At 47.7% G+C, this 25,413-nt stretch carries 26 protein-coding genes; 17 read left to right on the top strand and 9 right to left on the bottom strand.

Annotated features, from left to right (window positions below):
• Positions 1-16: 16 nt before the first annotated feature.
• Both AC4G47_RS24615 and AC4G47_RS24610 read right to left on the bottom strand, forming a co-directional pair.
• Positions 17-1,225, bottom strand: a complete 1,209-nt coding sequence (locus tag AC4G47_RS24615; RefSeq protein WP_491103188.1) for a MalY/PatB family protein — start codon at positions 1,223-1,225, stop codon at positions 17-19.
• Positions 1,226-1,640: 415 nt separating this feature from the next.
• On the bottom strand, positions 1,641-3,650 hold the full coding sequence (locus AC4G47_RS24610) for a S9 family peptidase (RefSeq protein WP_491103186.1): 2,010 nt from the start codon (positions 3,648-3,650) through the stop codon (positions 1,641-1,643).
• A gap of 3 nt (positions 3,651-3,653) precedes the next feature.
• On the opposite strand from AC4G47_RS24610, the gene AC4G47_RS24605 reads away from it, so the two are divergent.
• The 6 genes from AC4G47_RS24605 to AC4G47_RS24580 all read left to right on the top strand — a co-directional run bounded on the left by AC4G47_RS24605 (position 3,654) and on the right by AC4G47_RS24580 (position 7,744).
• Positions 3,654-4,067 (top strand): STM3941 family protein, encoded by a 414-nt coding sequence (locus AC4G47_RS24605; protein WP_491103185.1) that lies wholly within the window; start codon positions 3,654-3,656, stop codon positions 4,065-4,067.
• Positions 4,068-4,176: 109 nt separating this feature from the next.
• Positions 4,177-5,040 carry an aldo/keto reductase gene (locus AC4G47_RS24600; protein ID WP_491106783.1) on the top strand — a complete coding sequence of 288 codons (864 nt, stop codon included), beginning with the start codon at positions 4,177-4,179 and terminating at the stop codon, positions 5,038-5,040.
• Positions 5,041-5,256: 216 nt separating this feature from the next.
• Positions 5,257-5,643: a GntR family transcriptional regulator gene (locus AC4G47_RS24595; protein ID WP_026081254.1), complete on the top strand. Its 387-nt coding sequence runs from the start codon at positions 5,257-5,259 to the stop codon at positions 5,641-5,643.
• Positions 5,636-6,334: an ABC transporter ATP-binding protein gene (locus tag AC4G47_RS24590; RefSeq protein WP_458125543.1), complete on the top strand. Its 699-nt coding sequence runs from the start codon at positions 5,636-5,638 to the stop codon at positions 6,332-6,334. Before AC4G47_RS24595 ends, AC4G47_RS24590 begins: the two co-directional genes overlap by 8 nt.
• Positions 6,331-7,065 carry a hypothetical protein gene (locus AC4G47_RS24585; protein ID WP_491103184.1) on the top strand — a complete coding sequence of 245 codons (735 nt, stop codon included), beginning with the start codon at positions 6,331-6,333 and terminating at the stop codon, positions 7,063-7,065. The genes AC4G47_RS24590 and AC4G47_RS24585 overlap by 4 nt, the downstream gene beginning before the upstream one ends.
• Positions 7,066-7,243: 178 nt before the next feature.
• Positions 7,244-7,744 carry an LURP-one-related/scramblase family protein gene (locus tag AC4G47_RS24580; RefSeq protein ID WP_458125545.1) on the top strand — a complete coding sequence of 167 codons (501 nt, stop codon included), beginning with the start codon at positions 7,244-7,246 and terminating at the stop codon, positions 7,742-7,744.
• A gap of 132 nt (positions 7,745-7,876) precedes the next feature.
• On the opposite strand, the gene AC4G47_RS24575 is transcribed toward AC4G47_RS24580, so the two are convergent.
• A complete protein-coding gene (locus AC4G47_RS24575; protein ID WP_491103182.1) occupies positions 7,877-8,761 on the bottom strand; it encodes a WYL domain-containing protein in 885 nt (294 codons plus the stop codon).
• Positions 8,709-10,064: a helix-turn-helix transcriptional regulator gene (locus AC4G47_RS24570; protein WP_491103181.1), complete on the bottom strand. Its 1,356-nt coding sequence runs from the start codon at positions 10,062-10,064 to the stop codon at positions 8,709-8,711. Before AC4G47_RS24570 ends, AC4G47_RS24575 begins: the two co-directional genes overlap by 53 nt.
• Positions 10,065-10,324: 260 nt before the next feature.
• Between AC4G47_RS24570 and AC4G47_RS24565 the strand changes: the two genes are divergently transcribed.
• Together AC4G47_RS24565 and AC4G47_RS24560 are read left to right on the top strand one after the other, a co-directional pair.
• On the top strand, positions 10,325-11,134 hold the full coding sequence (locus AC4G47_RS24565) for a nucleotidyltransferase domain-containing protein (protein ID WP_491103179.1): 810 nt from the start codon (positions 10,325-10,327) through the stop codon (positions 11,132-11,134).
• 154 nt (positions 11,135-11,288) lie between these two features.
• Entirely contained in the window at positions 11,289-11,921 is a 633-nt protein-coding gene (locus AC4G47_RS24560) for a copper amine oxidase N-terminal domain-containing protein (protein WP_491103177.1), read from the top strand.
• Positions 11,922-12,045: 124 nt separating this feature from the next.
• On the opposite strand, the gene AC4G47_RS24555 is transcribed toward AC4G47_RS24560, so the two are convergent.
• On the bottom strand, positions 12,046-12,438 hold the full coding sequence (locus AC4G47_RS24555) for a RidA family protein (protein ID WP_458125550.1): 393 nt from the start codon (positions 12,436-12,438) through the stop codon (positions 12,046-12,048).
• 277 nt (positions 12,439-12,715) lie between these two features.
• Between AC4G47_RS24555 and AC4G47_RS24550 the strand changes: the two genes are divergently transcribed.
• Entirely contained in the window at positions 12,716-12,967 is a 252-nt protein-coding gene (locus AC4G47_RS24550; RefSeq protein ID WP_458125551.1) for an RNA-binding protein, read from the top strand.
• Between the two features lie 63 nt (positions 12,968-13,030).
• Here the strand turns inward: AC4G47_RS24550 and AC4G47_RS24545 are convergent, their stop codons facing one another.
• Positions 13,031-13,951, bottom strand: a complete 921-nt coding sequence (locus tag AC4G47_RS24545; protein ID WP_145320844.1) for an AEC family transporter — start codon at positions 13,949-13,951, stop codon at positions 13,031-13,033.
• A 120-nt stretch (positions 13,952-14,071) separates the two neighbouring features.
• Here AC4G47_RS24545 and AC4G47_RS24540 point away from each other — a divergent pair, with 120 nt between their 5' ends.
• From AC4G47_RS24540 to AC4G47_RS24525, 4 genes are all read left to right on the top strand, one after another.
• Positions 14,072-14,587: a mismatch-specific DNA-glycosylase gene (locus AC4G47_RS24540; protein ID WP_491103175.1), complete on the top strand. Its 516-nt coding sequence runs from the start codon at positions 14,072-14,074 to the stop codon at positions 14,585-14,587.
• A 201-nt stretch (positions 14,588-14,788) separates the two neighbouring features.
• Positions 14,789-15,205 carry an RNA polymerase sigma factor gene (locus AC4G47_RS24535; protein ID WP_491103174.1) on the top strand — a complete coding sequence of 139 codons (417 nt, stop codon included), beginning with the start codon at positions 14,789-14,791 and terminating at the stop codon, positions 15,203-15,205.
• Positions 15,139-15,363 (top strand): RNA polymerase sigma factor, encoded by a 225-nt coding sequence (locus tag AC4G47_RS24530; RefSeq protein ID WP_491103173.1) that lies wholly within the window; start codon positions 15,139-15,141, stop codon positions 15,361-15,363. Before AC4G47_RS24535 ends, AC4G47_RS24530 begins: the two co-directional genes overlap by 67 nt.
• Complete coding sequence (locus tag AC4G47_RS24525; RefSeq protein WP_491103171.1) at positions 15,341-16,951, top strand: hypothetical protein; 1,611 nt, start codon at positions 15,341-15,343, stop codon at positions 16,949-16,951. Before AC4G47_RS24530 ends, AC4G47_RS24525 begins: the two co-directional genes overlap by 23 nt.
• 209 nt (positions 16,952-17,160) lie before the next feature.
• Here AC4G47_RS24525 and AC4G47_RS24520 read toward each other — a convergent pair whose 3' ends face one another.
• Entirely contained in the window at positions 17,161-18,222 is a 1,062-nt protein-coding gene (locus AC4G47_RS24520) for a LacI family DNA-binding transcriptional regulator (RefSeq protein ID WP_491103170.1), read from the bottom strand.
• 229 nt (positions 18,223-18,451) lie between these two features.
• Between AC4G47_RS24520 and AC4G47_RS24515 the strand changes: the two genes are divergently transcribed.
• Entirely contained in the window at positions 18,452-19,771 is a 1,320-nt protein-coding gene (locus tag AC4G47_RS24515) for a glycoside hydrolase family 125 protein (RefSeq protein ID WP_491103169.1), read from the top strand.
• Positions 19,772-20,049: 278 nt separating this feature from the next.
• Here the strand turns inward: AC4G47_RS24515 and AC4G47_RS24510 are convergent, their stop codons facing one another.
• Both AC4G47_RS24510 and AC4G47_RS24505 read right to left on the bottom strand, forming a co-directional pair.
• Positions 20,050-21,105, bottom strand: a complete 1,056-nt coding sequence (locus AC4G47_RS24510) for a Gfo/Idh/MocA family protein (RefSeq protein WP_491103168.1) — start codon at positions 21,103-21,105, stop codon at positions 20,050-20,052.
• Positions 21,106-21,164: 59 nt separating this feature from the next.
• Entirely contained in the window at positions 21,165-22,052 is an 888-nt protein-coding gene (locus AC4G47_RS24505) for a sugar phosphate isomerase/epimerase family protein (protein ID WP_458125558.1), read from the bottom strand.
• A gap of 127 nt (positions 22,053-22,179) precedes the next feature.
• On the opposite strand from AC4G47_RS24505, the gene AC4G47_RS24500 reads away from it, so the two are divergent.
• From AC4G47_RS24500 to sigJ, 3 genes are read left to right on the top strand one after another with little or no spacing between them, the layout of a single operon-like run.
• Positions 22,180-23,076 (top strand): helix-turn-helix transcriptional regulator, encoded by an 897-nt coding sequence (locus tag AC4G47_RS24500; protein WP_491103167.1) that lies wholly within the window; start codon positions 22,180-22,182, stop codon positions 23,074-23,076.
• 58 nt (positions 23,077-23,134) lie between these two features.
• Positions 23,135-24,454, top strand: a complete 1,320-nt coding sequence (locus tag AC4G47_RS24495) for a phytoene desaturase family protein (RefSeq protein WP_491103166.1) — start codon at positions 23,135-23,137, stop codon at positions 24,452-24,454.
• Complete coding sequence (sigJ, locus tag AC4G47_RS24490; RefSeq protein WP_491103165.1) at positions 24,444-25,355, top strand: RNA polymerase sigma factor SigJ; 912 nt, start codon at positions 24,444-24,446, stop codon at positions 25,353-25,355. The genes AC4G47_RS24495 and sigJ overlap by 11 nt, the downstream gene beginning before the upstream one ends.
• The last annotated feature ends 58 nt before the right edge of the window (positions 25,356-25,413 follow it).

Below are 25,413 nucleotides of genomic sequence, written 5' to 3'. Positions count from 1 at the left end.
AGATATGACGTATAGCTTAATTGTCCGACAGTTTGTTCACCAGCACAGATAATCTCCGCATCGCCTCTTCAACCGTAGAACGTGGACAGGCTACATTAATGCGCATGAATCCTGTTCCTTCTGTTCCGAAGAAACTTCCGTCATTGAAAGCAAGCCCCGCTTCATGAAGAAGCATGTTGCATAGTTGTGCATGTGGGATATTCAGCTCCCGAAAATCCATCCATAGCAGATAGGTCGCTTCGGGCAGATGCATTTTAATCTGTGGCATGTGTTCCGCAACATACTGCTGTACATACTCCATATTTCCACGGATATATGCAAGACACTCATCCAGCCAGTCCTCGGCACCGTTGTATGCGGCTTCGGTTGCGACTGCTCCCAGTGTACTGATACTGGCAAGTCCCATCGTTTTCACACCCTGCGCGAACGATTCACGCAACTTGGCATTAGGGATGATGATATTGGATGTGCTGAGGCCAGGAATATTGAACGTTTTGCTTGGAGCCGTACAGATGATGCTTAGGTCAGAGACGGCGTCCGAGATCAGGGTCAGCGGTGTATGAGCTCCGCGCTGATGAACAAGATCAGCATGGATTTCATCTGAAACCATCAGTACGTTATATTGCAGACACAGTGACGTAAGCCCTTCAAGTTCCTCACGAGTCCATACACGTCCAACCGGATTATGAGGACTGCACAGAATCAGCATTTTGACCCGACCCGTCTGCAAGCTGGATTCCAGTTGTTCCAGATCCATCGTGTAATGACCATCATTTTCTATCAAAGGGTTCGTGATCAGTTCACGGCCTTGACCACGTACCACTTCATAGAAGGGAGCATACACCGGAGTTTGGATAACCACGGCATCTCCCGGATCGGTGAACCGTTGTACAGCAATGCTGAGTGCAGGCACAATACCGGGAGTGAATACGATCCAGTCATCGTTAATTTTCCAGTTGTGGCGCCGTTCCATCCAACCTGCCACGGCTGCATGATATGCCCCTGTCCGCACCGTGTAACCAAAAATTCCGTGCTCCATCCGTGTTTGCAGGGCCTGAATGACGGATGGTGGAGCAGCGAAATCCATATCGGCAACCCACATCGGAAGCGCATCAGCAGCGCCGAAGATATCCTCAAGTGCATCCCATTTCTCAGATCCGGTAGAAATCCGGTTAATAGACTGGTCAAATGTACTGTTATTGTTGTTGTTGTTGTTGTTGTTCATCGTATGAATCCCCCCTTGAATTTCCGTTCCTCGACCACAATCGACAAATCATTATCTAATACATTGGTTAATTTAGCAACTCATGAACGTGCATGATTAGCTTCATATGTATGATCCGAAATTCGGGACTTTATGCATATAAGAACAACTTAACGAGCGAAAGAGCAACGGGAATACAACAAAGACTAATTTTGTACGCCCCTGGTCCTGTTTTGTCCATTTATCGTTTATAACCTCTCACCAGATGCTATTATATTGCTAACATTTGATGGAACAACGGACTGTTATCCGATTAGGCTCGTACCCCTATAGCAGGCGAAAAGCAAAAGTCGCCCGTTGAAATCGTAACAGATTTCAACGGGCGGCTTTTAGGGTTGAATCCATATCTGGTTCCATACTCTGAACTAACAGTTCATTATAGGTACTCGTTAAACCATCCGGCAATATGTTCCAGACGGCGTACCCTCAAGTGAGGGTGACCTCCACGGGACAACTCGTGGTTGGCGCCTGGGAAACGAACGAGCCTTGTGGTCTGCTTGCGTCTTTTCAGTGCAATGAACAACTGCTCGGCCTGTTCAATCGGACACCGTAGATCCTGTTCGCCATGTAAAATGAGCAGCGGCGTGTTCACGTTGCCGACATAAGCGAGCGGGGAGTGCTTCCACAGTTTTTCCGTGTCTTCCCACGCGTTACCGCCAATCTGGTCTTCCGTGAAGAAATATCCAATGTCACTTACACCGTAGAAGGATAGCCAATTGGAGATGGAACGCTGGGTAACAGCGGCCTTGAAACGATCGGTGTGCCCAACAATCCAGTTGGTCATGAAACCGCCATAGCTGCCTCCGGTTACGCCCAATCTGGATTCATCAATGAACTCATATTGGGACAGGGCATGATCTACACTTTCCATAAGATCGCGATAATCGCCACCGCCGTAATCTCCACGACAGGCATCTACAAACTGCTGTCCGTATCCGAGTCCCCCGCGTGGATTAATGTAAACGACAGCGTACCCTTGAGCCGCAAGCATCTGGAACTCGTGCATAAATGTAAAACCATACATCATGTGCGGGCCGCCATGAATCTCCAGAATGGTCGGGATTTTGACCCCGTCGACCATGCCATGAGGTTTCATGATCCATCCTTGCAACCGCAGGCCATCCGAGGAATTGAACCAGAAGGTCTCTGGCGTGCTGAGATGGATCTCATCCTCAAGCTGCGGATTGCTGCGGGTGAGCTGAATCGGCTCTACTTCGGAATCTTCTGGTTGCTCATATACATAGAGATCACCAGGATTTTGCGTATCGGCTACAGCAGCAACGATTTGCCCGTTGTCCAACTCCGCAAACTGATAAATCTCCCGCTCGTCAGGCCATATATAGTCGGCATTGCTGCCGTCTCGTGCGAATCTGGCGATGCGGACACTACCATGTATGGTTGCTAGACACAGGATGGACGAACCATCCCGACTGAATACAGGCCCTGTGGTTGTCAGATGTGATCGCATGTCGCCGACAATGCTGTGATTCAACTGTACGTCCCAATCGGTGCTCAGACATACGAGCTCACCGCCTGAAATGGGAAGGGTGTACAGCTTCACAAGCGTAGCATTTCCATAGGAACGGTCACTGGCGAGCAGTGCCAGAGATTGTCCATCTGGTGCATAGGCCAGCCGGCTGAACGTATATCCTTCCGGGGTCAGCTGCTGCACATCCGATCCGTCTGCCTTGGCAAGGTACACATGATTGGTTAGGGTGTAATCGTTATGATTCTCGCCTTCTTCGGGCATCTGCGCAATCCATGCGATGGATGTTCCGTCCGGTGACCAGGCGTAATCACCAACGTCATAATGACCTGTAGTTATAGGAAGTGGTTCCGCATCGATCGGTGCGAGAGCGAAGAGGTGGGAACGTCTACCGTTCCATAATCCACTGGCATCTGACTTCATGCGAATCCGATCTACGACATGTTCTTGCAGCAGTTTAGGTTTATCCTCTACAGGATCTGTATGTTCTAATTCTTCTTGTCCGCTCATATCCACGGATGATTTCACAAGTATGGTATGACCATCTGGTGACCAGAGCAGGGAACTGACGCCATGTTTCAGGTGACTGATTTGCTGTGCTTCTCCGCCATCTGATGCGATGATCCACACTTGGGATTTCCCATCAACCTCTCTTAAAAAGGCAAGCTGGGACCCATCTGGCGACCAGGCAGGGGAATGATCCTTCTCACCAGAGGTAAAAGGTCTATCCTTTCGACTGTCCAGATGCAGGAGTCTAAGGTGAGAACAATAACCGTCACGTGCTTCATTCGTTTTCCGGCTTACATATACCAGTTGTCCGCCTAGAGGGGACGGAGTTGGATCGTTAACCCATGTAATCTGATAAAGATCTTCCGATGTTATGCCGCGCTGAGTGTTCATTGTTTGTCCTCCCACCATGAATTAGAATCAGATAATTCCCTAACCTTTCCATTTATATTAACGGAAAGCAAGGGACAGGACAATAAGCGTAATGAAGGAGGGCTATGTTTCTGCTACAGTCTGGTAAAGATGATTAAGAAGGAGCCTTCTTTTGTAGTCGATGAGCGCGGGTTTGTGGATTCATCTTCTTATACTGCAGGAGGAGCAGTGGCATGGAGAGACGTTGAGAATATTTTTATGTATGAATTAATGGGACAGAAAATGATTGGGATCAAATTGCGGGATGAGAAAGCTTTTTTGGATCGCCAGAACGGGATGAAACGCAAGTTGATGACGGTCAACAGCAATATTTCGATGCGACGATTAGTGTTGCTCAAAGTAGTCTCACTTTGCCACTGGATCAATTGTATATTATGATAATGAGTCACTGGAGACATGTGAGCGATAACATGATTCATGATTCGTATAGTCGTCGTTAGAGAGGTCGCAATGTCCATAGAATCTTCAGAATGGAGGAATATAGATGATGCATGGTGATCAGACACGCACGATTCTGCTTCCAGATGGAACTGCCCTGCCTGCGATAGGACAAGGGACATGGAACATGGGAGAGAAGCAATCCAGTCGGGAAGAAGAAGCACGGGCACTGCGTTCCGGTATTGAACTGGGAATGACCGTGATTGATACGGCGGAGATGTACGCAGAAGGCGGGGCGGAAGTCGTTACGGGAAAGGCCATCTCGGGCTGTCGTGACGAAGTATTTCTCGTATCCAAAGTGTATCCCCATCATGCGGATCGCAAGCAGATGATTACGGCCTGTGAGCGTAGTCTCACGCGTCTTGGTACAAATCGTCTGGATCTGTACTTGCTCCACTGGCGTGGAGGAATACCACTCGAAGAGACGGTTCAGGCCTTGGAACAATTGAAGCAATCCGGTAAAATCCTGCGTTGGGGTGTCTCAAACCTGGATACAAGGGATATGCAGGAGTTATGGAGATTGCCGGAAGGTTCGAACTGCATGGTGAATCAGGTGCTGTACCATGCAGCTTCTCGTGGTATTGAACACGATCTACTTCCGTGGATGCGGGAACGACGTGTTCCGGTCATGGCGTATTGTCCACTGGCCCAGGGTGGCAGACTTCGAAATGAATTGTTGGAGCATCCGGTCATTCGGGAGATTGCACAGGGGCGAGGAGTCACGACTTCCCAGATCGCATTAGCCTGGGTGATCAGGGACGGAGATGTGCTGGCGATTCCCAAGGCAGTACAGCTCAACCATGTGGCAGACAATGCGGCAGCAGTGAATATCGTTTTGACACAAGAGGAGTTAACCCGATTGGATGAGGCTTTCCCTGCGCCTAAAGCCAAGGTACCTTTAGATATCGTGTAAAATAAGACGAAATACGAATAATAAGTCATGCGGAGCAGGTCTACACGATCTGCTCTTTTTTGTGTCCATGCTTATATACAAAGTTATTCAAATAAACAGATCGCTGAAGCTTTCGCATGACCTAAGCAAATATTTTTTAAACAATGGGCTTTACAATGCTATTTCACTAGTGTACTATGTAACTAACACACAAGTACAGAGAGGAGCGAGAGCTTTGTGACTATGGAATTTGATAATAACTTACCGATTTATCTGCAGATCATGCAGTACATCAAAAGACAGATTGTGACCGGAACACTTCAGGCAGGTGACAAAATTCCTTCAGTTCGTGAACTGGCGGCTGAACTACAGATCAATCCCAATACAGTACAACGGACATTTCAGGAGCTTGAGCGGGAAGAAGTGGTTGAAACCAAACGGGGCTTGGGCAGATACGTGACCAGTGAGGAGCGGAAGATTATGACGATCAAAAAAGAGATGGCCGGTGAATTGCTGGAACGCTTTCTGACCGGAATGCAGGAACTGGGGATTGAAGAGCAGGATATCTTATCCATCGTAGCCGATGCCGTTGCGGAAGGAAAGGGAGGAACAACGCATGAGTAACATCCTTGAACTGAATCAGATTAATAAGACATATGGCAGTAAGAAAGCACTCAGTAACATTACGCTGGATATTGCACCAGGACGCATCGTAGGTCTGCTGGGCAGCAATGGCAGTGGAAAGAGTACCCTGATGAAGCTGGTCGCAGGTTTGTTGCATCCTAGCAGCGGAACGATTCAAGTCACAGGCAAGCCTGTCGGTTTGGAGACGAAGGCGCTGGTTTCATTCATGCCGGATCGTCCATTGACCGAGAAATGGATGAAAGTGCGGGATGCGATTGCGTACTACCGCGATTTCTATGCTGATTTTGATGAAGAGAAGGCACGGGAAATGCTGGACTTCATGAACCTTGTCGAGAGTGACCAGGTACGGCATCTGTCCAAAGGTATGAATGAACGACTACAACTAACACTGGCGCTATCTCGTAAGGCTCGTCTGTATTTGCTGGATGAACCTATTGGCGGAGTAGACCCGGTTGCGCGTGGCAAGATTCTGGATGCGATCGTCAAATTCTATGATGAAGACAGCAGTCTCATCATCTCCACGCATCTTGTAAATGATATCGAACGGATTTTTGATGAAGTGGTCTTCATTCGTGAAGGTCAATTAGTGATGCGGGAAGAAGTGGAAACGCTCCGTCTGAAGTATGGAAAAAGTGTGGATGAGATGTTCAAGGAGGTCTATGCAGAATGATGACATTATTGAAGTATGACTTTAGAAGAAATTGGAATGTACTGCTGGCGGGGCTAGTCATATTGATTATTGCTCAAGTGGCAATATCCCTTTTCATGTCTGAGGTCACAGGGCTTGTGATTGGCATCATGGGTTATGTTGGAGTAGGTGTGGCTATTTATGTGAAAATGATCAAAACATATTCGTCCAATATTCGCTCGTATAATCGCCGCTTATTACCCGTAACAGGCCTGTCACATGTGTTGTCTCCTTTGATCTTTGGAGCCCTCTGCGGGTTGGGGCTAGTCATTGTATCTGCAATTCATGCTTACATCTATATCTCAATGAAGCTCGGACTGAACTTGGCTACCTATTTTTCAGGCATACATGTTTCGGATGTTCTTACGTTGTTGCTGTTTGGTGCATGGGTTTTAGTATTCATGACCGTTATCATCTTCCTTTCGATCTCGATTGCAGGCAGCTTCCGTTGGAAAACTGGGCCATGGATCGGAATCGTTGCATTCTTTGTCCTCGTTAATCTGATTGGCTGGTTGGAGAATATTATTATGACAGGGCGCTTTAATCCAAACGAGGTGTTCCAGTTTACCGAAGAAAGCACGGGGATCTCCATCACGGCCAATGGCGTATTATGGTCAGATGGCATGTGGGGAAGTACTATATTTGAAATCATCGTAGCCGTTCTCTTGGTGTGGGCAACCATCTACCTGAACAACAAAAAAGTTGAAGTCTGATCCAAGGGTCACATGATGCGAGCAGCCTAGGTTGCTCGTTTTTTTACATTCTGGAAGTATCCACCTTTTGAATCCAATCCCATTAATTACACGTAAATATAGATAAAATGGGTGTAGAAGTGCGAATTCAGAGTTATGTTTAACGAAAAGAACATGTAATGGGAAAGGAGAAATCGTTATGGAATTATACTTCAGGGATAACTTTTTTAATGCGGGTTACACCGAGATTATGAATCCGAATCAGGAACAGGCAGGGCATCTGGATTTGAAAAGTGTCTTTGGCTCTTCGCTCGATGTATCAGATAACTCGGGATTGGTTTGCAGCGGCAAATTCCGCATGTTAACCAATCGTTGGGACATCACTGCAGCAGATGGGAGACATCTGGGTGTGCTTCGGGCGAGGTTCAATTTCTTTAGCAAAAAGTATGAATATGACGCAGGATCACGCGGAACGTATGATGTGTCTGCTCCAGCATTTTCGCAGGAATATGATATAAGCGGCAGTGGTGGCCGCATCGTGGCCAGTTTCCGTCGCACCAGCGGCTGGTTTAGTTCCGGGGCATTCGTATTAGACAACCAGTCGGAACAACTGGATACGTATGAATTAATTGCAGTGGTCATGGGCGTGCACGCGATTAATAAAAGACGGAATTCGGCTGCCAGCAGTGGTGGAACGTAGTACAGAATCATGGGGTTCACAGGCAGTTTCACAGGAATAGATGAACAAGGTCTGGATGATGTCATCCAGACCTTGTTTGCGTAGATGGGTTTTCTTTTGACCAATAGGCATGGTTAACGCACTCTCATAAAATCAATGACCATCCGCGTTCACGCGAGGTTCATCGTCATGCTGGTGCGGTATGACGCCTCGCATGCGTTCAGAATTCTGATCAGGTTCAGCTTGCGCATAACGGGCTAATGCCTTCGCAGCTGTCTCGGACATCCGCTCCCGCAGCACCGTGTGGTCAGCAATTCGAACCCGTTTACCCAGAAAACGCATCTTGGATAAGACATAGTCCATCTCATTCCGCGGGACGGTCAGCTCGATCCGATACGTCTGCTGGGCTTCCATATACTCGACCTGCTTCTCGAAGCAGGAGAAGGCATAGAGGATTCGGGACAGCTCCTGATTGAACTCGGGTAATACTTCGATGGTGATGGTCGTTTTACGCTTCTCCGTAATCGCAGCAATTCGGGCAGTGTAGCCAGAAGCGGTATCCGGGTCAACCGGTTGGGCTTCCACGGAAACGATGCTGTGCAGCTTGGTGGACATGAGTTTGTCGAAGCGAGGGGCGTACCAGAGCACGTACCATTCTTTTTTGACCATGGAATACTCCAGTTTATACGGGAAGCCGAATTCATCCTGACTGGTGCGTCCATTGCGGACGCGACCGATCAGTCGAAATCCCTGGTGATGGAGGATGATTAGCCGTAACTGTCTAAGTAGTGGATGAGAGACACTGTTTTCTTCGCTTTTGGCTTTCTCGGTCAGGTAATCCTGAAGGTTCAGGTCCTGCTCATCATGCAGCATGTTGTGCATTTTATCCAACGTTACAGGGCTCAGCGCTTCTCTCGCAGCAGGGTGATCCAGCATCATGCGAAGCCAGGCCCTTTCCTGTGAGGTCCAGGTGAACAGTCCGGTTTCATTCAATCGCGTCATCATCTGGTAATTGAACATCTTCTCGAACAGGTTCATAATATTCCGCAATCTCCTTCCATTCCTTGATCATCTCCTGGCGTAGTCTCTGAGGGGTGATTATTTCGCAGCTTGAACCAAAACTTCGCAACCACGGTTTGATCTCGGTGGTACCATTGACCTGAATTTCGTAGAGAAAGGTATGGTCTGTTTCGGGGATAATCTTGCCCCATTGACCTTGCAGACGAACCCGATCCAGGATGAAATTGCGCTGACCACGCTCCGGGTGGAAAAAGCGAGCTTGAACCGTCACGGTATTGCCCGTATCCACGAGCCAACTGTAGCGACTGATGTCAGTCCATTGTTGCTTCAATTCGAGCATATATTCTTCTTCTACTGAATCTTGTTCCTCCAGCTGTGTGATACCTTCCATGCGGAATTTCACAAAGCCGCGGCGACCCTGATATCCAACCACGTACCAACGACCATACTGATGGTCATAGACCACTTCAAGCGGCACGATCCGGTTGGATCGTCCGCCTGCTTCCCGTTCAAAGCGCGGATTCGTATTCTGTGAACTGTAGCTGGATGGTTTTTTGGGTGAAAAGTACAAGAACTGCACACGTTTACGCTGGCGAATCGCACCAAGCAGCGTGTAGAGGTGAGCTTCATCCAGGATACGAGAATAATAGTGATACTTATAGATATAGGGCTCGGTAGCTTCTTCTTGCGGATAACTTGCCGTAATGACTTTCTTCAGACTATCCCGTAATAAGTACCCTTGTACGGATGGAACCTGAGTGTTCGCCATCATATCCACAAAATCATATAACTCCAGCTGTTCCTCCACCGTTAATTCGGTAAGGACGTCCTGTTGCAAGGCATACCGATAGGGTCTGCCACCAGGTTCTTTTCGTATAACTCCAACCTCTTCCAGATACTTCAGATCAGAGCGAATGGTTTTCTCGTCAGGTAACACCAGATCTTCCGGCAGATCAGCACAGCAAGCGTCCAGCAGTTCCATCGCGGTCAGGGCTTTATCTTGTAAGGTATGCAAAAGGACAGAAAGTCGCTGAACTTCAGTCTCTTTCATCGACTTGGCGCGGAAGAGGAAGAGCAGCATAGGTTCCGCGGATTCTCCGTACTGGAAGCGGACGAGATCAGCCATTTCCCTGCTTGCTTCAGCACCTGAACGCGGATCAGTGACGCTCTGCATGATGTCTTTTAATCTGCGATTGGTTTTATCAAAGGTATGTACGGATATGCCAAGCCGCTCGGCATACTGTTTACGGTTATACGCACCGCTTGTTAGGGGTAACATGCGTAAGAACTGAATTTCTTTGTCAAAACTCTCTCTTGCCATGAACGTTCACTCCTTGTTATCCCTTCATTGTAGCAGGATGAGTGGCAGGTTTCATTTAAACTTATGCAGGTAAATGATAATTTAGATGAAATTGATTCGTCGCCATACTTCTGCCATGTTCGTATGTACCATGCGTGGGTCATAATGAGGGTATGAGCAAGGCAGGGACACGTTTAATCGATCTGGTGAACAATGCGAAAAGGGAATAGGAATCAGTGATACATAAAGTAATGTATTTGTTTCTAAAGGAGGTAATGGACATGACCTTTATTCATCAAGAAATGAAAGATACGATTAGAGAACAGCTGAAGCAGATTGAACAGGAGGAGCAGGTGCGAATTATTTATGCCTGTGAATCCGGCAGTCGGGCGTGGGGGTTTCCTTCACAGGACAGTGATTATGATGTGCGTTTCTTGTATGTAAGACCGCTGGAATGGTATTTGTCCATTGAGGATCGCAGGGATGTCATTGAACGCCCAATCAGTGATCAGCTCGACATCAATGGTTGGGATCTGCGCAAGGCGTTGAAGCTGTTTCGCAAATCCAATCCACCACTGCTGGAGTGGCTGCAATCACCCATTCAGTATGATGAACAGTATAGCGTGGCACAGCATATCCGTGCGCTGTCACCGTTGACCTTCTCGCCCAAATCCTGCATGTATCATTATCTGAATATGGCAAAGGGCAATTTTCGGGATTATTTACAAGGTGAGCAGGTGAAGATCAAAAAGTATTTTTACGTGCTGCGCCCCTTACTGGCTTGTGGCTGGATCGAACGTTATGATGCGATGCCACCGATGGCATTCGAAGAACTGGTGCAAGAACTTGTACCTGCGACTACACCGCTATATACGGAGATTGATGAATTGCTGCGCCGGAAAAAGGCGGGCGAGGAACTGGATCTGGAGCCGCAGCTTCCAGCAATACAGGCTTTTTTGGCGGAGAAGATTGAGCATTTTGAACGACTGGCCGGCCAGATGGAGAATGAGCAAATAATTCAATTTGAAGAATTGGACCGAATTTTTCGATTGGCATTGCAAGAGGTATGGGGCTGGGTGAATAAGAGGTAGCAAGTTGCATGGCGATAAAGCTTTCATTGGGGTCAGAGCGAGTATATACGCGGTTATATTCTGTTATGTGAAAATAATTTTATGTATTCACCTATATTGTATGGTTAATTATGGTATGATACTTTGGCGAAACTAATTGCTGGAGGTTATCCATATGCGGTTCAAAGTAATAAGTAGTTTGCTTGCCATTTTTATGATTTTTGCTACTGTTGCGTCTGCCCATCCGGGAAGAACAGATGCGAATGGAGGACACACCTGTCGCACCAACTGTGCAAAATGGGGGCTGAAACAAGGGGAATATCACTATCACAACGGAGGTTCTTCTTCAAGTTCCAAATCTTCCTCTTCAAGTTCATCCAGTTCAGGAAGTACCAAGAAAAGTAACAAGTCTTCAACTGCAACCCAAAAGAAAGCCACTCCTAAACCAGAATATATCACGTCTTCTGTTCAGGTGAAGGTGAATGGTTCCAAGGTTATTTTTACCGAGTCTCCAATTGTAATGAATAACACAAATCTCGTACCCCTGCGTGAGATGGCCAAAGCGTTGAAGGCCAAAACGTCTTGGGACAGTAAGACCCAAACCATTACTGTTACCAAAGATAAGTACAAGCTAATTTTTACCTTGGGCAGCAAAAAGGTGAAGGTGAACGGGAAAGAGGTCACCCTACAGGCAGCACCCAAAGCAATTAAGGGAACAACGTACATTCCGCTCAGAGTTTTGGTAGAAGGGCTTGGAGCATCCCTCACTTCATCCGGTAATACGCTAACGGTGAAAGTAAAGGAATAATAAATGATGAAGCAGGTTCGGAGATTATCCGACCCTGCTTCTTTTTTTTGTGTATGAACTTCGCTAAAGCGAGTACCTTATCAAATCGTTTTGCTTTGTGCTGGAGCGGTAGGGATTTTCCGAATCAGTTGGTATGTGCAACAGCGCGAATCTCAATCAGTTGATGAGGGAAGGCCAGTCCCGATGTGCCAACCATCGTAACAGCCGGACGATGAGTACCAATATACTCTTTATACACAGCAACACATGGCTCAAGATGCTCCTGCGGGTGAACCAAGAAAATCTCCAGTTCAGCAATGTTCGACTTGGTCACATCGAATGCTGCGAGCACGCGATCCAAGTTATCCAGTGTCTGGCGAACTTGTGCTTCAATATCATCCACGCCGATGAACGTTCCCTGCATATCATGCGAAAATTGTCCTGCAATGTAGATCATACCGTTAACGCTGTATCCCTGAGCCACACTGAATGCTTCTTCCCACGGGACACCGTGGCTATAGATTTGAGTTGTAGACATAGATGTTTCTCTCCTTTGGAATTCAAGATAAGGTTAGTATAAACGGAGAAAAATAACTTGGGCAGTACGCACTTTCATGACAGTGACTATCCAGGAGGATAGTACAAACAGGGTGTTTGTAAGCCTTATGGCTCATTCTGGAGAATCTTTAAATCAGGATATTTAATTTTGGTATAACTAACTTAAGTCCTATATCCTTCCACTAGAATCTGGGTAATAATTATAGTAGGCAAGCGATTACTGGTATCTCATAACGTAACGATAGGGGGTAACCTGTATGACATCCATGATTCTTTTGGTGAAACAAACAGAGGACGATGAGAAGGTTATTTATCGATTCGGACCGAATGAGCGAAAGATGGGGCTCATTGAGATGAATAAGATCAAGGAAAGTGTGAGGGAACTGGAACCTGTCCAGGTGGATGGGGTCAGTCCGAGTTTTTTCTTTAACCGAGCCGCACAGCGACTGGTACGATGTTTATTCAGGGAAGGCGGCAAGTTCCCGGAACGAACGACGTTTGAATCATAGTTTTAGCACTTCAAAAAAACAAGCCCACAACCCTGTTCATGGGTCATGGACTTGTTTTTTTGTTCAGAACGTTTTGGCATAAGAGATCAGTGCCGTAATCGTAATGATATTGAGCAACGTTGAGATCAGTACTGTCTGGGCTGCAAAATCGGGCTCATTATCGTATTCTTCCGCCAGGATGGATGCGTTAACACCGGTAGGCATACCTGAAGCGATAATGAGTGCCTGTGCAGCGATACCTTCCAATCCAAGCAGTAGCACAATCGAAATCCCGATAGCCGGGCCAATCAGAAGGCGCAAAAATGTGCTAATATACACATCAAGACGGTATAGCCTGATCGGATATTTAACAATCTGTGCTCCGAGTGTCAGAAGCGCCACGGCAACCATACTTTGTTGTGCATAGGTCAGCGGCATGGACAGGAACGTAGGCAAGGGAACCTTCCACATGTGGAACAGAATCCCCAGCAAGAGCGCATACGGAACGGGCATTTTAAGAAATCCAATAATTACCGCACGATAATTGCCTTTGAGCTTCGCGCCCTGAATGGACAACACGCCATAGGTGAACGTCAGCAATGCCTGTAAAGACATAACCAGCGCCTGAATGGAAGAGGCCAGTGGATCACCGCGGAATACCAGTGCATTGATGGGCAGTCCATAGTTGCCTGCGTTATCCAGCATAATACTGTTGTTGAAGGCAGCCTTCATGCCTTTATTCATCCGAAGTGAGCGCGCAAATATAGAACCTACAATATAAAGAATCAATACATATATTGCGTAAAAGAGTGTCACGGTCCCGAGCAGTTCGCCCGACATATCGGAGTGATACATGCTCATAAAGACGGCTGCGGGGGTAATACAATAGAAATTGATTTTGGCGAGTGTGTACAAGTCCAGCTTGAACACCTTTTGCATCCAGGACCCGACGGCGATCAGGAGAAAGACGGGCAGGACGACTTCAAGCATGATGTCTGCAATCATCAGTTCAGCTTCCTTTTTCATGAAAATTTCAATCCGATTTCGAAAATGCTTTGCTTATTATATCATTTTATACACAGTTGAAAGCGTAAATTGAGTAAAAAGATAAGGGGGTCTCCCATTATGATTCCAGATCATCTGGATGTTGGTTTATCCATTCTGTTTATCGGATTTAATCCGAGCATTACGTCAGGTGAAACCGGACACCACTATGCCTACAAGGGCAACCGTTTCTGGCGCATTCTTGAACGGTCGGGATTGACCCCTCGTTTATATGATGCACAGGAGGACGGCGAACTGCTGAAGCTGGGATATGGATTTACTAATATCGTAGCCCGGCCCACCAGAGGCATGGAGGATATTACGAAGGAAGAGTATGCAGAAGGACGACAGATTCTACGGCAAAAGCTGGAGAAATACCGACCAGACATCGCCTGTTTTGTCGGGAAAGGGGTATACACCCAGTACAGTAAGCGTGCCAAAGTGAAATGGGGATTCCAGGACGCCCCGGTCGTCAAGGAGATCCAGGAGTTCGTCGCTCCATCGTCCAGTGGACTCGTGCGTATGTCCATGGATGAGATTGTGGCGATCTATTCACAGCTTGCTGATTTTGTTGCAGAGAAGAACAGGGAAGATTAAAGGCAAGAACAAGTGCAGCTTCAAGGTCATCTATAGAGAGAATCATGCTGCGGAATTAACATATGTGTATGCAGAGTTCACCCATTCGGCTTCGCCGATAAGGGCGAATTCTTTTTTTTGGATAAAGTGAGAGGTTTCGGGAGGTTCTTCCGTCTATATTGTACAGAACCATGCATGGAAGCTGTAGAGAAGGGGGATTACATGACTCAACAGATACCGGAGGAGGAGCTCATTCAGCGCATTATTGGAGGGGATAAGCAGTTGTTCTCCGTGCTTGTGGATCGATATAAAAATAAAGTCTACGGCATCATACGCGGAATGGGCGCGAGTCATCCGGATGCACAGGATCTCGCTCAGGATACGTTTATTCGCATCTATCGCTATCTCCCGTCGCGGCGGGAGGGAAGCAGTTTCTCGTCGTGGGTGTACACCATTGCGGTGAATCGAATGCGGGATTTTATGCGGGAAAAGAAACCCGTCATGTCTCCGGTCGATCAAGGGATCGAACCTGTCAGTAATGAAACACCGGAAAACGTGTGCTGCATAAAGAGATGCAGCGTGAAATATACCGCCAGCTCGAACAGTTACCTGAATCGTATCGCCTGGTGTTATTACTGAAGTACACGAACGAACTGAGCTATGAAGAGATTGCAGATATTACAGGCATGAGTCCAACAAAAGTGCGCAACGCCCTGTATCGGGGGAAAAAGACGCTGAGGAAGCAAATGGAACGCAAAGGAGGTTTAGCTACGTATGAAGCCTATTTCAAGGGATGAAGATCGGTTATGGGAGGATCACCTGTACCGTGAGGAGCCGGATGCGAATTTTACGCTTAAGGTCATGCAGAAGCTGGATGGCGTGTCCATGGAGCGTGACGAAGCTGAAAGTCCATGGTCGAGAAAGGTACCCAAGACAAGATGGATATACCGTACGGGGATTGTGGCTGCGGCTGTGCTCCTTTCTGGAGGTGCATGGCTGGCTTGGGATCAGACAGGTGCACCCGAGCAGCCGGTAGTGAGCGCTGTAGATCTTGTTCCACTGCCTAATATTTCCGTGCCGGAAGCGCTACGCTATTCCAGTTTGGCTGATGATTACAAACGTCTTAAACCCCATGGACTAGTGGTGAATCCGAATTTACTTATTGAAGATCAAGGATACAAGCTCAAGATTGAAGATGTGCTGGTGGATCGTTCTCAGATTGTAATGAGGCTGCAACAAACAGCACCTGATGGAACCGGAATGTCAATTTTATATCCTGAAATGGGAAGAATTCATGTCACTGATGAAACAGGAAGAGAGGTTGCGACCCTTGCAAGGGATACCAGAATAAGCAGTGGCTCTCTTGACAAATTTGTATTTCAGTTTCACAAAGATATCCCTGATCAGGTGTTCGTGCGTGGAGAATTAGGACATTTAAAAGTAGGATTGTTCTATAATTTTGTGACAGAGTCATATGAGGAAAGAGACGTTACAGTGGATTGGAGTTTTAAATTCAGCGTTGATATGACCAAAGCTAAATCATTGGCTGTTGAAAATTCCATGAATAACACATATACCACGCCAGAAGGAATGAAGCTCGATATGACACAGCTTGTTCGAACTCCTAACGGAACTCGGCTTGATATGGATGTGAGTTTGGATGATCAGCTTCGTGCCAAAGTTGATGAGAATTGGGCGAGCTATATGAGTATCATCTACCATCTTGAGATTCCTGAAACAAATGAATATCGAATTTTCAACGGTTATAGACCAGGTGCACGTGAACCCAAGTTTCGGCTCCATGATCAGCGTGAATTGAGAAATGATGGAGCATTGAAATTGTCAGATACATGGGATCCGTCTGTAGTATCGCTAGATGCCAAGAACATTCGCTTTGTTTTGGATGGTTACACCCTGCCGGTGAAGGAAGAGAAATCAGTGGAAGTTGATCTGGAGAAGAGGCGTAAGGACACGAATTTTTATACTTTTGCACAATTTGAACAGCTTGGAGATGAAATATTGTTTTATGATTTTGATTACGAGCCAGTGATGGAATCGTATGATCCTCCGCAGATTGATGTAAAGGAAGGGTATTCATTAGTTCTGAAGGGGAGTGGGACGTTCCGAAATGCTTTCATGGGTGATCGCTGGGTGGCAGTAGATTCGGATGGAAAGGAATATCCTGTTGAAGTGATCGGTTATACGGATCAGCCTGATAATAACGGTGAATACGTTGAAGATGAACTGCAATTGAAAATTCGGGGTTTTAACGAAGAAAAGGGTACAAAATTCACTTTGAAAAGAACGGTGGTTAATCGAGAGTATCGGGATGTGAATTGGGAAGTGGATCTTCCGTCGTACAGTAGTCTGCCTTGGCTGAAATAGCGTTAGTACATTTTTTTAATCCTCAGCCTTGAATGGATGGCATAAGTATGGATCAATAGATTGGATTCTGGATGTGTAGATAGACATAAAGTATACGAAAAAGGCCCTGCATAATGACAGTGGGGCCTCTTTCGTATGCACTAGATTTAGCGGGTAAAGCAAGTATCCAATGAATATGTCCATCCAAAGAGAGCTTTTATCCTTTCCAGTTAAGCCGATTCCCTTGGAATCAACGTAGTCGATAACATAACCGTCTCTTTCGGCGTCCCGGGGCGTTCAATCCGGCGCTGTAAAGCTTCCACCGCTCGCTGCCCAAGTTCCTCTTTGCACAGATTAACCGTGGTTAGGGGCGGGGAGGACGTGACCGCAGAGTGTACATTGTCGATACCGATGACAAGGCAATCTTTTGGCGTGGAGATGCCCATCTCCTGTAATTTGTGCATCCACTGCAAGGCAATATCATCATTAACACCAATCCAGGCATCGGGACGTTCGTCATCTGGCATATTTAGAATTGTAGTAGCCAATGGGTTAACCCATTCTCCGTTCTCATAAGGAATATTCCATTCCCTGAAGCTGGTGGTGTGACTGGTGTCCACATGAAAATGGTTCAGAGCCAGTTCAATGCCGATCTTCCGCTGCGCGAAGCTGGCAGCACGACCATCATCTGTGATGAGGCCGATCCGTCGGCAATTCATGGACATTAAATATCTTGCCACGGTGATGCCAGCTTCCAGATTATCATGGCTGATCGTATCACAATTCAGCAGTGGCTCCTGATGATCTACCAGAATAATAGGCCGACCGGTCTGAGAGAGTCGTTGCAGAACCGTATGAGGAAAAGCGCCCATGACAATAATGCCGGCACAACGTTCCCAGTCCAAATGTGGAGCAATGGCTTTTTCGGGAGAGGTGTTCTCATCCGTCACTCCGAGTGAGGGAGATACAATCGCATGATGCCAACCACGATCATTACAGGCGGAGATCATGCCTGACAGAACACGCTGCCAGTAGTGGGGTTCACCACGGTTGAGCTGATTCATGCATATGAGAGCGAACGGTGGATCGGACGGATCTGCATGGTTTGCAGCAGCAGGACTATTGCTAGCACCTGGAGTGCTTTGGCGATAGCCCAAAGCCCGAGCGAGTTCCAGTACCCGTGCGCGTGTCGCTTCACTGACGCCCGTCTTGCCGCTGAGTGCACGGGAGACGGCATATTTGGATAATCCGAGCTGGTCAGCCAGCGTCTGAATGGATACTTTGCGTGACATATCATTACTCCTTTGTATGTAAGCAATTTGCATAAATCCAATGAGCGATTTGATTGAATGAAGCAAAATGCAGATGTAAATAGTGAATTGGATTTTCATTGAGATGACCTTTATGAATTGACGATCATCTTCTGACACAGTACACTTACAAATAATAATAATGTTATTATAATTTATCATAACAAAAATAACAATAGTGCTAAACCTCAATTCAAAGGAGATGACATCCATGGAACAGTTCAGATTACCGAAAATCCCCATGCCGCATCTGGAATTGCCGCAAGCTGTGCAGGATATTCTGACTGAGGCAGACGAGCGTTTGCAACATAGGCCGAGATTGTTGGCTCAGTTTCGAAATTGCTTTCCCAATACGCTGGAAACGACCACGAAGTTGCTCGATGATGGGACAACCTTTGTGATTACAGGAGATATCCCGGCAATGTGGCTGCGTGATTCAGTGGAGCAGGTGATGCACTACGTTCCGTTGGCAAAGGAAGACGAACAGTTGCAACGGATCATTGGAGGGCTGATCAAACGGCATACATTCTACGCTGATATGGATATCTATGCCAATGCATTCAATGAAACAGCGAATGGATGGCATTGGGATGCCAATGATGAGACGGAGATGTCACCTTGGGTGTGGGAGCGAAAGTTTGAGCTGGATTCCCTTTGTTTCTCCATGAAGCTGGCTTATACATATTGGCGGGAGACGGAACTGACGGATATATTTGACGAGCGCTTCAAGAAAGTGATGGAGAATATCTTACATCTATGGGAGACAGAACAACATCACGCAGAGCGTTCACCTTACCGGTTCATGCGTCGTAATTGTCCAGCCCATGATACGCTGCGTAATGAAGGACATGGTATGCCGGTGAATTATACGGGGATGATCTGGTCCGGCTTTCGTCCGAGCGATGATGCCTGTGATTTTCATTATAATATTCCGGCGAACATGTTCGCTGCGGTAACCTTGCGCCAGATGGGGGAGATCGCAAAGTGGGTGTTCCGGGATGAACAGCTGGTGAGTCGAATGGCTCGATTGGAAGAAGAAATAAGGCATGGCATTTCTCTGTACGGTACTTACCGTCATCCAGAGTATGGACAGATCTATACCTATGAAACGGACGGTTACGGTAACTTTTGTCTGATGGATGATGCGGGCACGCCTGGGCTAATGTCCATTCCGTATATGGAGTATGCTTCGATTGAAGACATGGTGTATCAGAACACACGTCGATTCATTTTGAGCAAGGAGAATCCGTTCTACTATGAAGGGCAGGTAGCCAAAGGCATTGGCAGTCCGCATACCCCTCCGGGATACATCTGGCATATGGCGCTATCCATGCAGGGCTTAACCGCAGACAATGACGAGGAAATGCTGGCCATGATTGAGCTGCTGGAAAACACGGACGCAGGTACCGGATATATGCATGAGGGCTTTCACGCCGATGATCCCAACACGTTCACCAGACCATGGTTTGCTTGGTCCAACAGCCTGTTCTCGCAACTGGTGTATAAGGCAATGAAAAAAGGAATTCTATAGAAAAATATATAAAAAAACTCGTGTTACACTCGGGAACTCCGATTGCAGTACCATCTTTTGATCGCTGTTATCCCCGGATTTCCATATCTTCTTTTTTTCAAAGTAGAAATCCGGTGATAAAGGCGAACACTTCGTTTCTTCAGATTGGTTCTGCACTCTCCGTTTTCGTGTAAAAATTAGTCTCATTACATGCAGATGCAGTAAAAAAACAACAAAGCCCAAACTGCTAAACTTTTGCAGTTTGGGCTTTGTTTAATATGAAAAACACATGTGCTACGCTATGTGTTTTTCAGCAGATCGGCGATGAACACTTTCTGCCCTGTACGAGCGCTTTCCAGGGATGCGAGGACCATGGCCATGCTAAACTGGTTGTCACTGCAATCGGTTTCAGGAAGTCGTCCGGATTCCAGCGCAGCGAACATGTCTTCGAGACAGCCGTGGTGTCCTGTTTTGTCCATGACAGGCAGTTCCGCTTCAATCCGCTCACTTGGCTGGAAAAAGGATGGATTGCCGTCGGCATCCAGGTGTTGCGCAGCAACCACCTCAGCATAGATGTCATCATGACCATCCCAGATGGCTGTTCCTTTTTCACCCGTTACGCGCCAGCTTGCTTCCCATGATGTGGGTACACCTTCTGCGCACCATGATCCGCGATAGTTGAACACGGACCCGTCAGACATCTCAAATATACATAACGCCATTGCATTACCCTGATACCAGGAACCTGGAGGGTTGAATTCATGGCAGTATACCGAGACCGGGTTGGCTCCGAGAATGTATCGTGCCTGATCAAACGTATGTATCGCCATATCGAGCAGCAGTGGACTATCCATCAGATCCCGGAATCCGCCGAAGTGTGGTCCGAGGAAGAAGTCAGCGCCTGCATAACCTACCTGCCCTATAGCTCCGCCGGAAATGAGATGCTGATAGGCGCGGATACGCGGGTCGAACCGGCGATTTTGCATCACGGCTTGAATGCGTCCTGTGCTGTGAGCGGTTTGCACAATATCTATGCATTCGGAGAAGGACTCCGCAAGGGGTTTCTCGCCAAAGACATGACATCCTTCCTTCAGCGCTGTCATGGCAATGCCGTAATGACTCGCCGGAATCGTGACATCGAATACGATATTCGCACCGGTCGCTTGAATGGCCTCACGGATATCGGTGAACGTAGGACAGGTGAGACCATGTCTTGCAGCGAAAGCAGTGGCTGTCTGTTCATACAGATCAACCAGTCCAACGATTTCCGTATCCGGTCTTCGCAAAGCATAGTCTGCCCACGTATTTGCCATGGCGCCACAGCCAGCGATAATTACCTGATAAGCATGACTCATCGTCTCATCTCCTTCGTATGGATTGTGTTTATATTACTAGGGGTGTTCAGGGAGATTTCCTACACTGGGTTTGGCACAAAATCGCCACCACGGCATTGTTTCAAATATCGTAAAGCATGCACCTGTCCGGTCATTTCGAGTTCATCTTTGTAGACTGGATCATGCCAGCCTTCAATATCTATCGTGCCCTGGTAGCCGTTCTGACGCAGAATGGTGATGATGTCTGCCCAGTTACTATCCCCGAAGCCCGGAGTGCGGTGCCAGACAAATTCACGTGGTCCATGCACACCATATTCCTTGACGATATCCCAGGCAATCGTGGCATCTTTACCATGTACGTGGAACACTTTGTGAGCCCATTTACGCAGCTGTGGAAGAGGATCGATCAGGCTGGACATTTGATGGCAAGGCTCCCATTCCAGACCCACATTTTCATCCGGAACAGCATCGAACATCATCTCCCAGGCCGTCGGGTTATGGGCAATGTTCCAGTCGCCCGTCTGCCAGGTTCCACCCATATCACAGTTTTCAAAAGCAATGCGTACACCCCGGTCTGCTGCCCGGCGTGCCAGTTCACCAAATACTTCCTTGAAACGGGGGATGGACTCGTTAATGGGTTGATCGGTCAGACGTCCGGTGAACCCGGAGACGATATCCGCACCGAAGAGCTGTGCGTGGTCGATGACTCGCTCCCAGCTCGCCAGTGTATCGGCATTGCCCCCAGCTCCCGTGAGCGGGTTACCAAACACACTCACCGCGGAGATGACAATACCCTGTTCATCCACGATTTCACGAACACGCTTCGCTGTCTCGGTCAGATCCAGATCGCCTGTCGTTTGCCAGAAAGTCAGATTGAATGATTCGAAACCGTGTTGCATGATCTGCGGGATCACTCGGACGGCGTCCTGCCCGCCTACAAGGGTACCGATGCGTAATGGATTTTTCATGGTTGTAATTCACTCCAATATTGGCTTATAGTACTTCGTGACACTCATTATAGACGGGGATTAACGGGATGGCTCTAAACAATCTTGTGTAATATTAGTCGGATCTTGTGAAGAGGGGGAAGAAGTCGTGCTGGATCTGAAAGCGCTTCACGAAAAAACCCGAATTGATCATAAATCGCACCCGTTTCAGTTGTTCCGAAACCGGTGTTCGGATATGAAAACGGAAGAATGCATTCTGTATTTGCATTGGCATGAACATTTTGAACTGATTGTCATGCGAAGGGGCAGTGCGCTGTTTCATATCGATAGCAAACCTTATGTAGTCCGAGCGGGTGAGGTCATCATCATTCCCGGAGGTGCGTTGCATGTCGGATATGCTCTGGATGATGGGGATGTGCATTATGATTCCGTTGTGGTTAACCGTGCACTGTTTCATGATTTCACCCATGATCCCGTGCATGAGCAATATGTCGCGCCGTATCTGGAAGGCAGGGTGAGATTTCCGGTCAAACCGGCAGAGGAAAACGTAGCCTGTGTAGGCTATTATTCTTTGCTGAATGAAGCTGTAGAGGAAATGGCATCACAGCCCCCGGCTTATCAGCTGGTCGTGAAGTCCAAGCTGCATGCTTTGTTCACTCTGCTTGCTCGAACCTTTATGCCACAGCAGTTGCCAGATAGATCGGTCGGATCGTATTTTCCCAATCGCGAACGATTTAAGCAGTTGATTGCACAGATTGAAGCGAACCCCACAGGGAAGATGTCTGTAACCGAAGCGGCTAGTCATGTGGGACTGAATGCGTATCATTTCTGCAAAATGTTCAAAAAGCTGACCGGACGTACCTTCGTGGAATACGTGAATGGGTGCAGGATGAGTGAGGCGGAAAAACTACTGCAAGGCAGCAGTCTGACCATTACGGAGATCGCCGCCAGAGTCGGCTGTGATAACGCCAATTATTTTACGAAACTGTATAAGCAATACAAGGGGATAACTCCCTCCCAGGGGCGGTTGAAGAAGGAAGGCTGAGTCACAAAAATGCTCCGTTCATCGTCATGTATGCATCAAGCGGAAGGGATTGATATACATGATACAGAATCACACTAAGCCGACATGGGATGTTGTCATCGTGGGAGCAGGCATTGCCGGATTAACTGCCTCGATATATCTGGCACGGGTGGGCCAGAGTGTACTGTTGCTCGACAAAGGAAAACATCCGGGAGGTCGGGCAATTTCGACTGAGATCGCAGCCGCACGCGTAAACCTGGGAGCCCATGCGCTCAGTAAGAGTGCGCTTCCCATTCTGCAAGAGGTAGGTGTCACACCTACCGGAGCAGTACCGAAACCGCCAGGCATATTGGTGTTCGAAGGAACAAACGGCGGGAATAGGGCAATTCCTCTAGCACAGCTCTTGCTCGGATCGTTCTTGAAGTGGCAGGAGAAGTCCCAACTCCTTCGGTTCTACAGTTCCCTGCGCAAGACAGACATATCTGCTCTAAGTAAAGTTAGTCTGCAGGCTCACTTGGAAGCCCAGATCTCCAGCCCACGCGTGCGCAGTGTCGTGCTTGGTCTCGTTCGTTTGAGCACGTACTGCGATGCTCCCGACCAGCTAAGTGCCGGTGCCGTCATCGAACAGCTCAAACAGAGCCAGGTGCTGTATATAGATGAAGGCTGGCAATTCCTCGTTAGCCGGCTGACAGAACAAGCTCAGCAGGCTAACGTGTCAATCCGCACGAGCTCGGTTGTACTGGGCATTGCTGGAAGCTATCCGCAAATGATGGTCACCTTAAAAGATGGATCACAGTTGACGACTCGTCACGTGATATCCACTGCCGGTCCAATGGATACGTTAGCTCTCCTCAATCCTGCTCTTACACCCATGGAAGCGGAAGCCTATAAAAAGTTAACTCCTGTTCGTGCCGCGTGCCTGGATCTCGTCGTATCGGGGATGCCTCAACCAAAGACGAAATTTGTTTTAGGCGCCGATTACCCGTGGTACTACTCCAACCATTCCGCCGCGGCTTCCTTATCAGAGAACCCGGCAAACGAGGTTGTGCATGTCATGAAGTATTTGTCGGCTTCAATCCATTCGGACCCCAGGCAGGATGAACACGAGCTTAAAGGCTTTCTTGATTTCATTCAGCCGGGGTGGCGCAAGCACGTCGTTCAGCAGCGTTTCCTTCCGCGAATGATTGTCTCGCATGGCATTGTCACCGCAGCGAACGGCGGCCTCCCGGGCAGGCCTGGACCTGCGGTCAAAGGAAGACCCGGACTCTATGTTGCTGGCGATTGGGTAGGAGCTGAGGGGATGTTGATTAACGCATCCTTAGCGAGCGCGAAAGAGGCTGCTCAAATGATAATAGCAGGTAGAGAAAAAGATAAGGAAGGGATGTATCATGGAGCTTGACTTGGTATACAGAACGTACAGACCTCTTCTTCTTTCCATCGCATATCGTATGTTAGGATCTGTCACTCATGCTGAGGATTTGGTGCAGGATGCATTTATAACGGTACAACAGCAGGATATTCATAAAGAGGGTGGCCCTGTTCGTAACCTAAAAGCGTACTTATGCAAAATGGTTACGAACCGTTGTCTAGATTACTTGAAATCAACACGTAAAAAAAGAGAGGTATATATCGGGCCATGGCTGCCCGAACCTCTAGTGCAAGACTATATGGTCGCTCCAGGATCGGCTTCAGCAGCGGGACAGGACCCACTCCAAACGATTGAACTGGAAGATACGATCTCGTACGCCTTTCTTGTCATGCTTGATCGGCTAACTCCTATTGAGCGCGCGGTATTCGTTCTACGAGAAGCCTTCGAATTTGATTATTGCGATATTGCAAACTTCGTGAACAAGACGGAGCTGGGATGCCGCAAGATTTACAGTCGTCTCAAACGTAAAATCCAAGATGAGCCGGAAATCGAGTTGACCCCCAGCGCACAGTCCGAGCAGCTTGCACTTCGTTTCCTCCAGGCCACCTCTACTGGTGATATGGAAGGGCTCTTCAGAATGCTTTCGGACGATATCGTGCTGTATAGTGATGGTGGCGGTAAAGTCATGGCAGCAATTAAACCGGTTACATCAAGCCAGCGAGTTCTTGCGTTCATTCAAGGGCTTGTATCCAAAAGTGACAGCACGGGGGCTGTGCGGCTCGTCAAGATCAACGGACAACTTGGATTTGTATTAAGCAGCCCCTCGGAGGCATTCCCGACTGTTGTCAGTCTTGCGTTCAGAAACGACCGCGTTCAACGGATTTATCTCATGCGTAATCCAGATAAGCTGCGGCATTTGAACTTAGAGTAAGATTAATTTGGGAGAGATGGCATTAGACAAACAAAACCCGGATGATCGCCAATCTCTG

Source organism: Paenibacillus sp. Negev47, from assembly GCF_058313655.1.
This window is presented reverse-complemented; position numbering and strand designations above follow the sequence as displayed.

Excerpts from the sequence above, each read along its gene's own strand:
- AC4G47_RS24520 (WP_491103170.1), bottom strand. The coding sequence starts at position 18,222 with ATGTCACGCAAAGTATCCATTCAGACGCTGGCTGACCAGCTCGGATTA.
- AC4G47_RS24535 (WP_491103174.1), top strand. The coding sequence starts at position 14,789 with ATGACTCAACAGATACCGGAGGAGGAGCTCATTCAGCGCATTATTGGA.
- AC4G47_RS24515 (WP_491103169.1), top strand. The coding sequence starts at position 18,452 with ATGGAACAGTTCAGATTACCGAAAATCCCCATGCCGCATCTGGAATTG.
- AC4G47_RS24580 (WP_458125545.1), top strand. The coding sequence starts at position 7,244 with ATGGAATTATACTTCAGGGATAACTTTTTTAATGCGGGTTACACCGAG.
- sigJ (WP_491103165.1), top strand. The coding sequence starts at position 24,444 with ATGGAGCTTGACTTGGTATACAGAACGTACAGACCTCTTCTTCTTTCC.
- AC4G47_RS24615 (WP_491103188.1), bottom strand. The coding sequence starts at position 1,225 with ATGAACAACAACAACAACAACAACAATAACAGTACATTTGACCAGTCT.
- AC4G47_RS24525 (WP_491103171.1), top strand. The coding sequence starts at position 15,341 with ATGAAGCCTATTTCAAGGGATGAAGATCGGTTATGGGAGGATCACCTG.
- AC4G47_RS24600 (WP_491106783.1), top strand. The coding sequence starts at position 4,177 with ATGCATGGTGATCAGACACGCACGATTCTGCTTCCAGATGGAACTGCC.
- AC4G47_RS24555 (WP_458125550.1), bottom strand. The coding sequence starts at position 12,438 with ATGTCTACAACTCAAATCTATAGCCACGGTGTCCCGTGGGAAGAAGCA.
- AC4G47_RS24495 (WP_491103166.1), top strand. The coding sequence starts at position 23,135 with ATGATACAGAATCACACTAAGCCGACATGGGATGTTGTCATCGTGGGA.
- AC4G47_RS24550 (WP_458125551.1), top strand. The coding sequence starts at position 12,716 with ATGACATCCATGATTCTTTTGGTGAAACAAACAGAGGACGATGAGAAG.
- AC4G47_RS24510 (WP_491103168.1), bottom strand. The coding sequence starts at position 21,105 with ATGAGTCATGCTTATCAGGTAATTATCGCTGGCTGTGGCGCCATGGCA.
- AC4G47_RS24610 (WP_491103186.1), bottom strand. The coding sequence starts at position 3,650 with ATGAACACTCAGCGCGGCATAACATCGGAAGATCTTTATCAGATTACA.
- AC4G47_RS24560 (WP_491103177.1), top strand. The coding sequence starts at position 11,289 with ATGCGGTTCAAAGTAATAAGTAGTTTGCTTGCCATTTTTATGATTTTT.
- AC4G47_RS24545 (WP_145320844.1), bottom strand. The coding sequence starts at position 13,951 with ATGATTGCAGACATCATGCTTGAAGTCGTCCTGCCCGTCTTTCTCCTG.
- AC4G47_RS24570 (WP_491103181.1), bottom strand. The coding sequence starts at position 10,064 with ATGGCAAGAGAGAGTTTTGACAAAGAAATTCAGTTCTTACGCATGTTA.
- AC4G47_RS24590 (WP_458125543.1), top strand. The coding sequence starts at position 5,636 with ATGAGTAACATCCTTGAACTGAATCAGATTAATAAGACATATGGCAGT.
- AC4G47_RS24505 (WP_458125558.1), bottom strand. The coding sequence starts at position 22,052 with ATGAAAAATCCATTACGCATCGGTACCCTTGTAGGCGGGCAGGACGCC.
- AC4G47_RS24540 (WP_491103175.1), top strand. The coding sequence starts at position 14,072 with ATGATTCCAGATCATCTGGATGTTGGTTTATCCATTCTGTTTATCGGA.
- AC4G47_RS24530 (WP_491103173.1), top strand. The coding sequence starts at position 15,139 with ATGCAGCGTGAAATATACCGCCAGCTCGAACAGTTACCTGAATCGTAT.
- AC4G47_RS24575 (WP_491103182.1), bottom strand. The coding sequence starts at position 8,761 with ATGAACCTGTTCGAGAAGATGTTCAATTACCAGATGATGACGCGATTG.
- AC4G47_RS24585 (WP_491103184.1), top strand. The coding sequence starts at position 6,331 with ATGATGACATTATTGAAGTATGACTTTAGAAGAAATTGGAATGTACTG.
- AC4G47_RS24565 (WP_491103179.1), top strand. The coding sequence starts at position 10,325 with ATGACCTTTATTCATCAAGAAATGAAAGATACGATTAGAGAACAGCTG.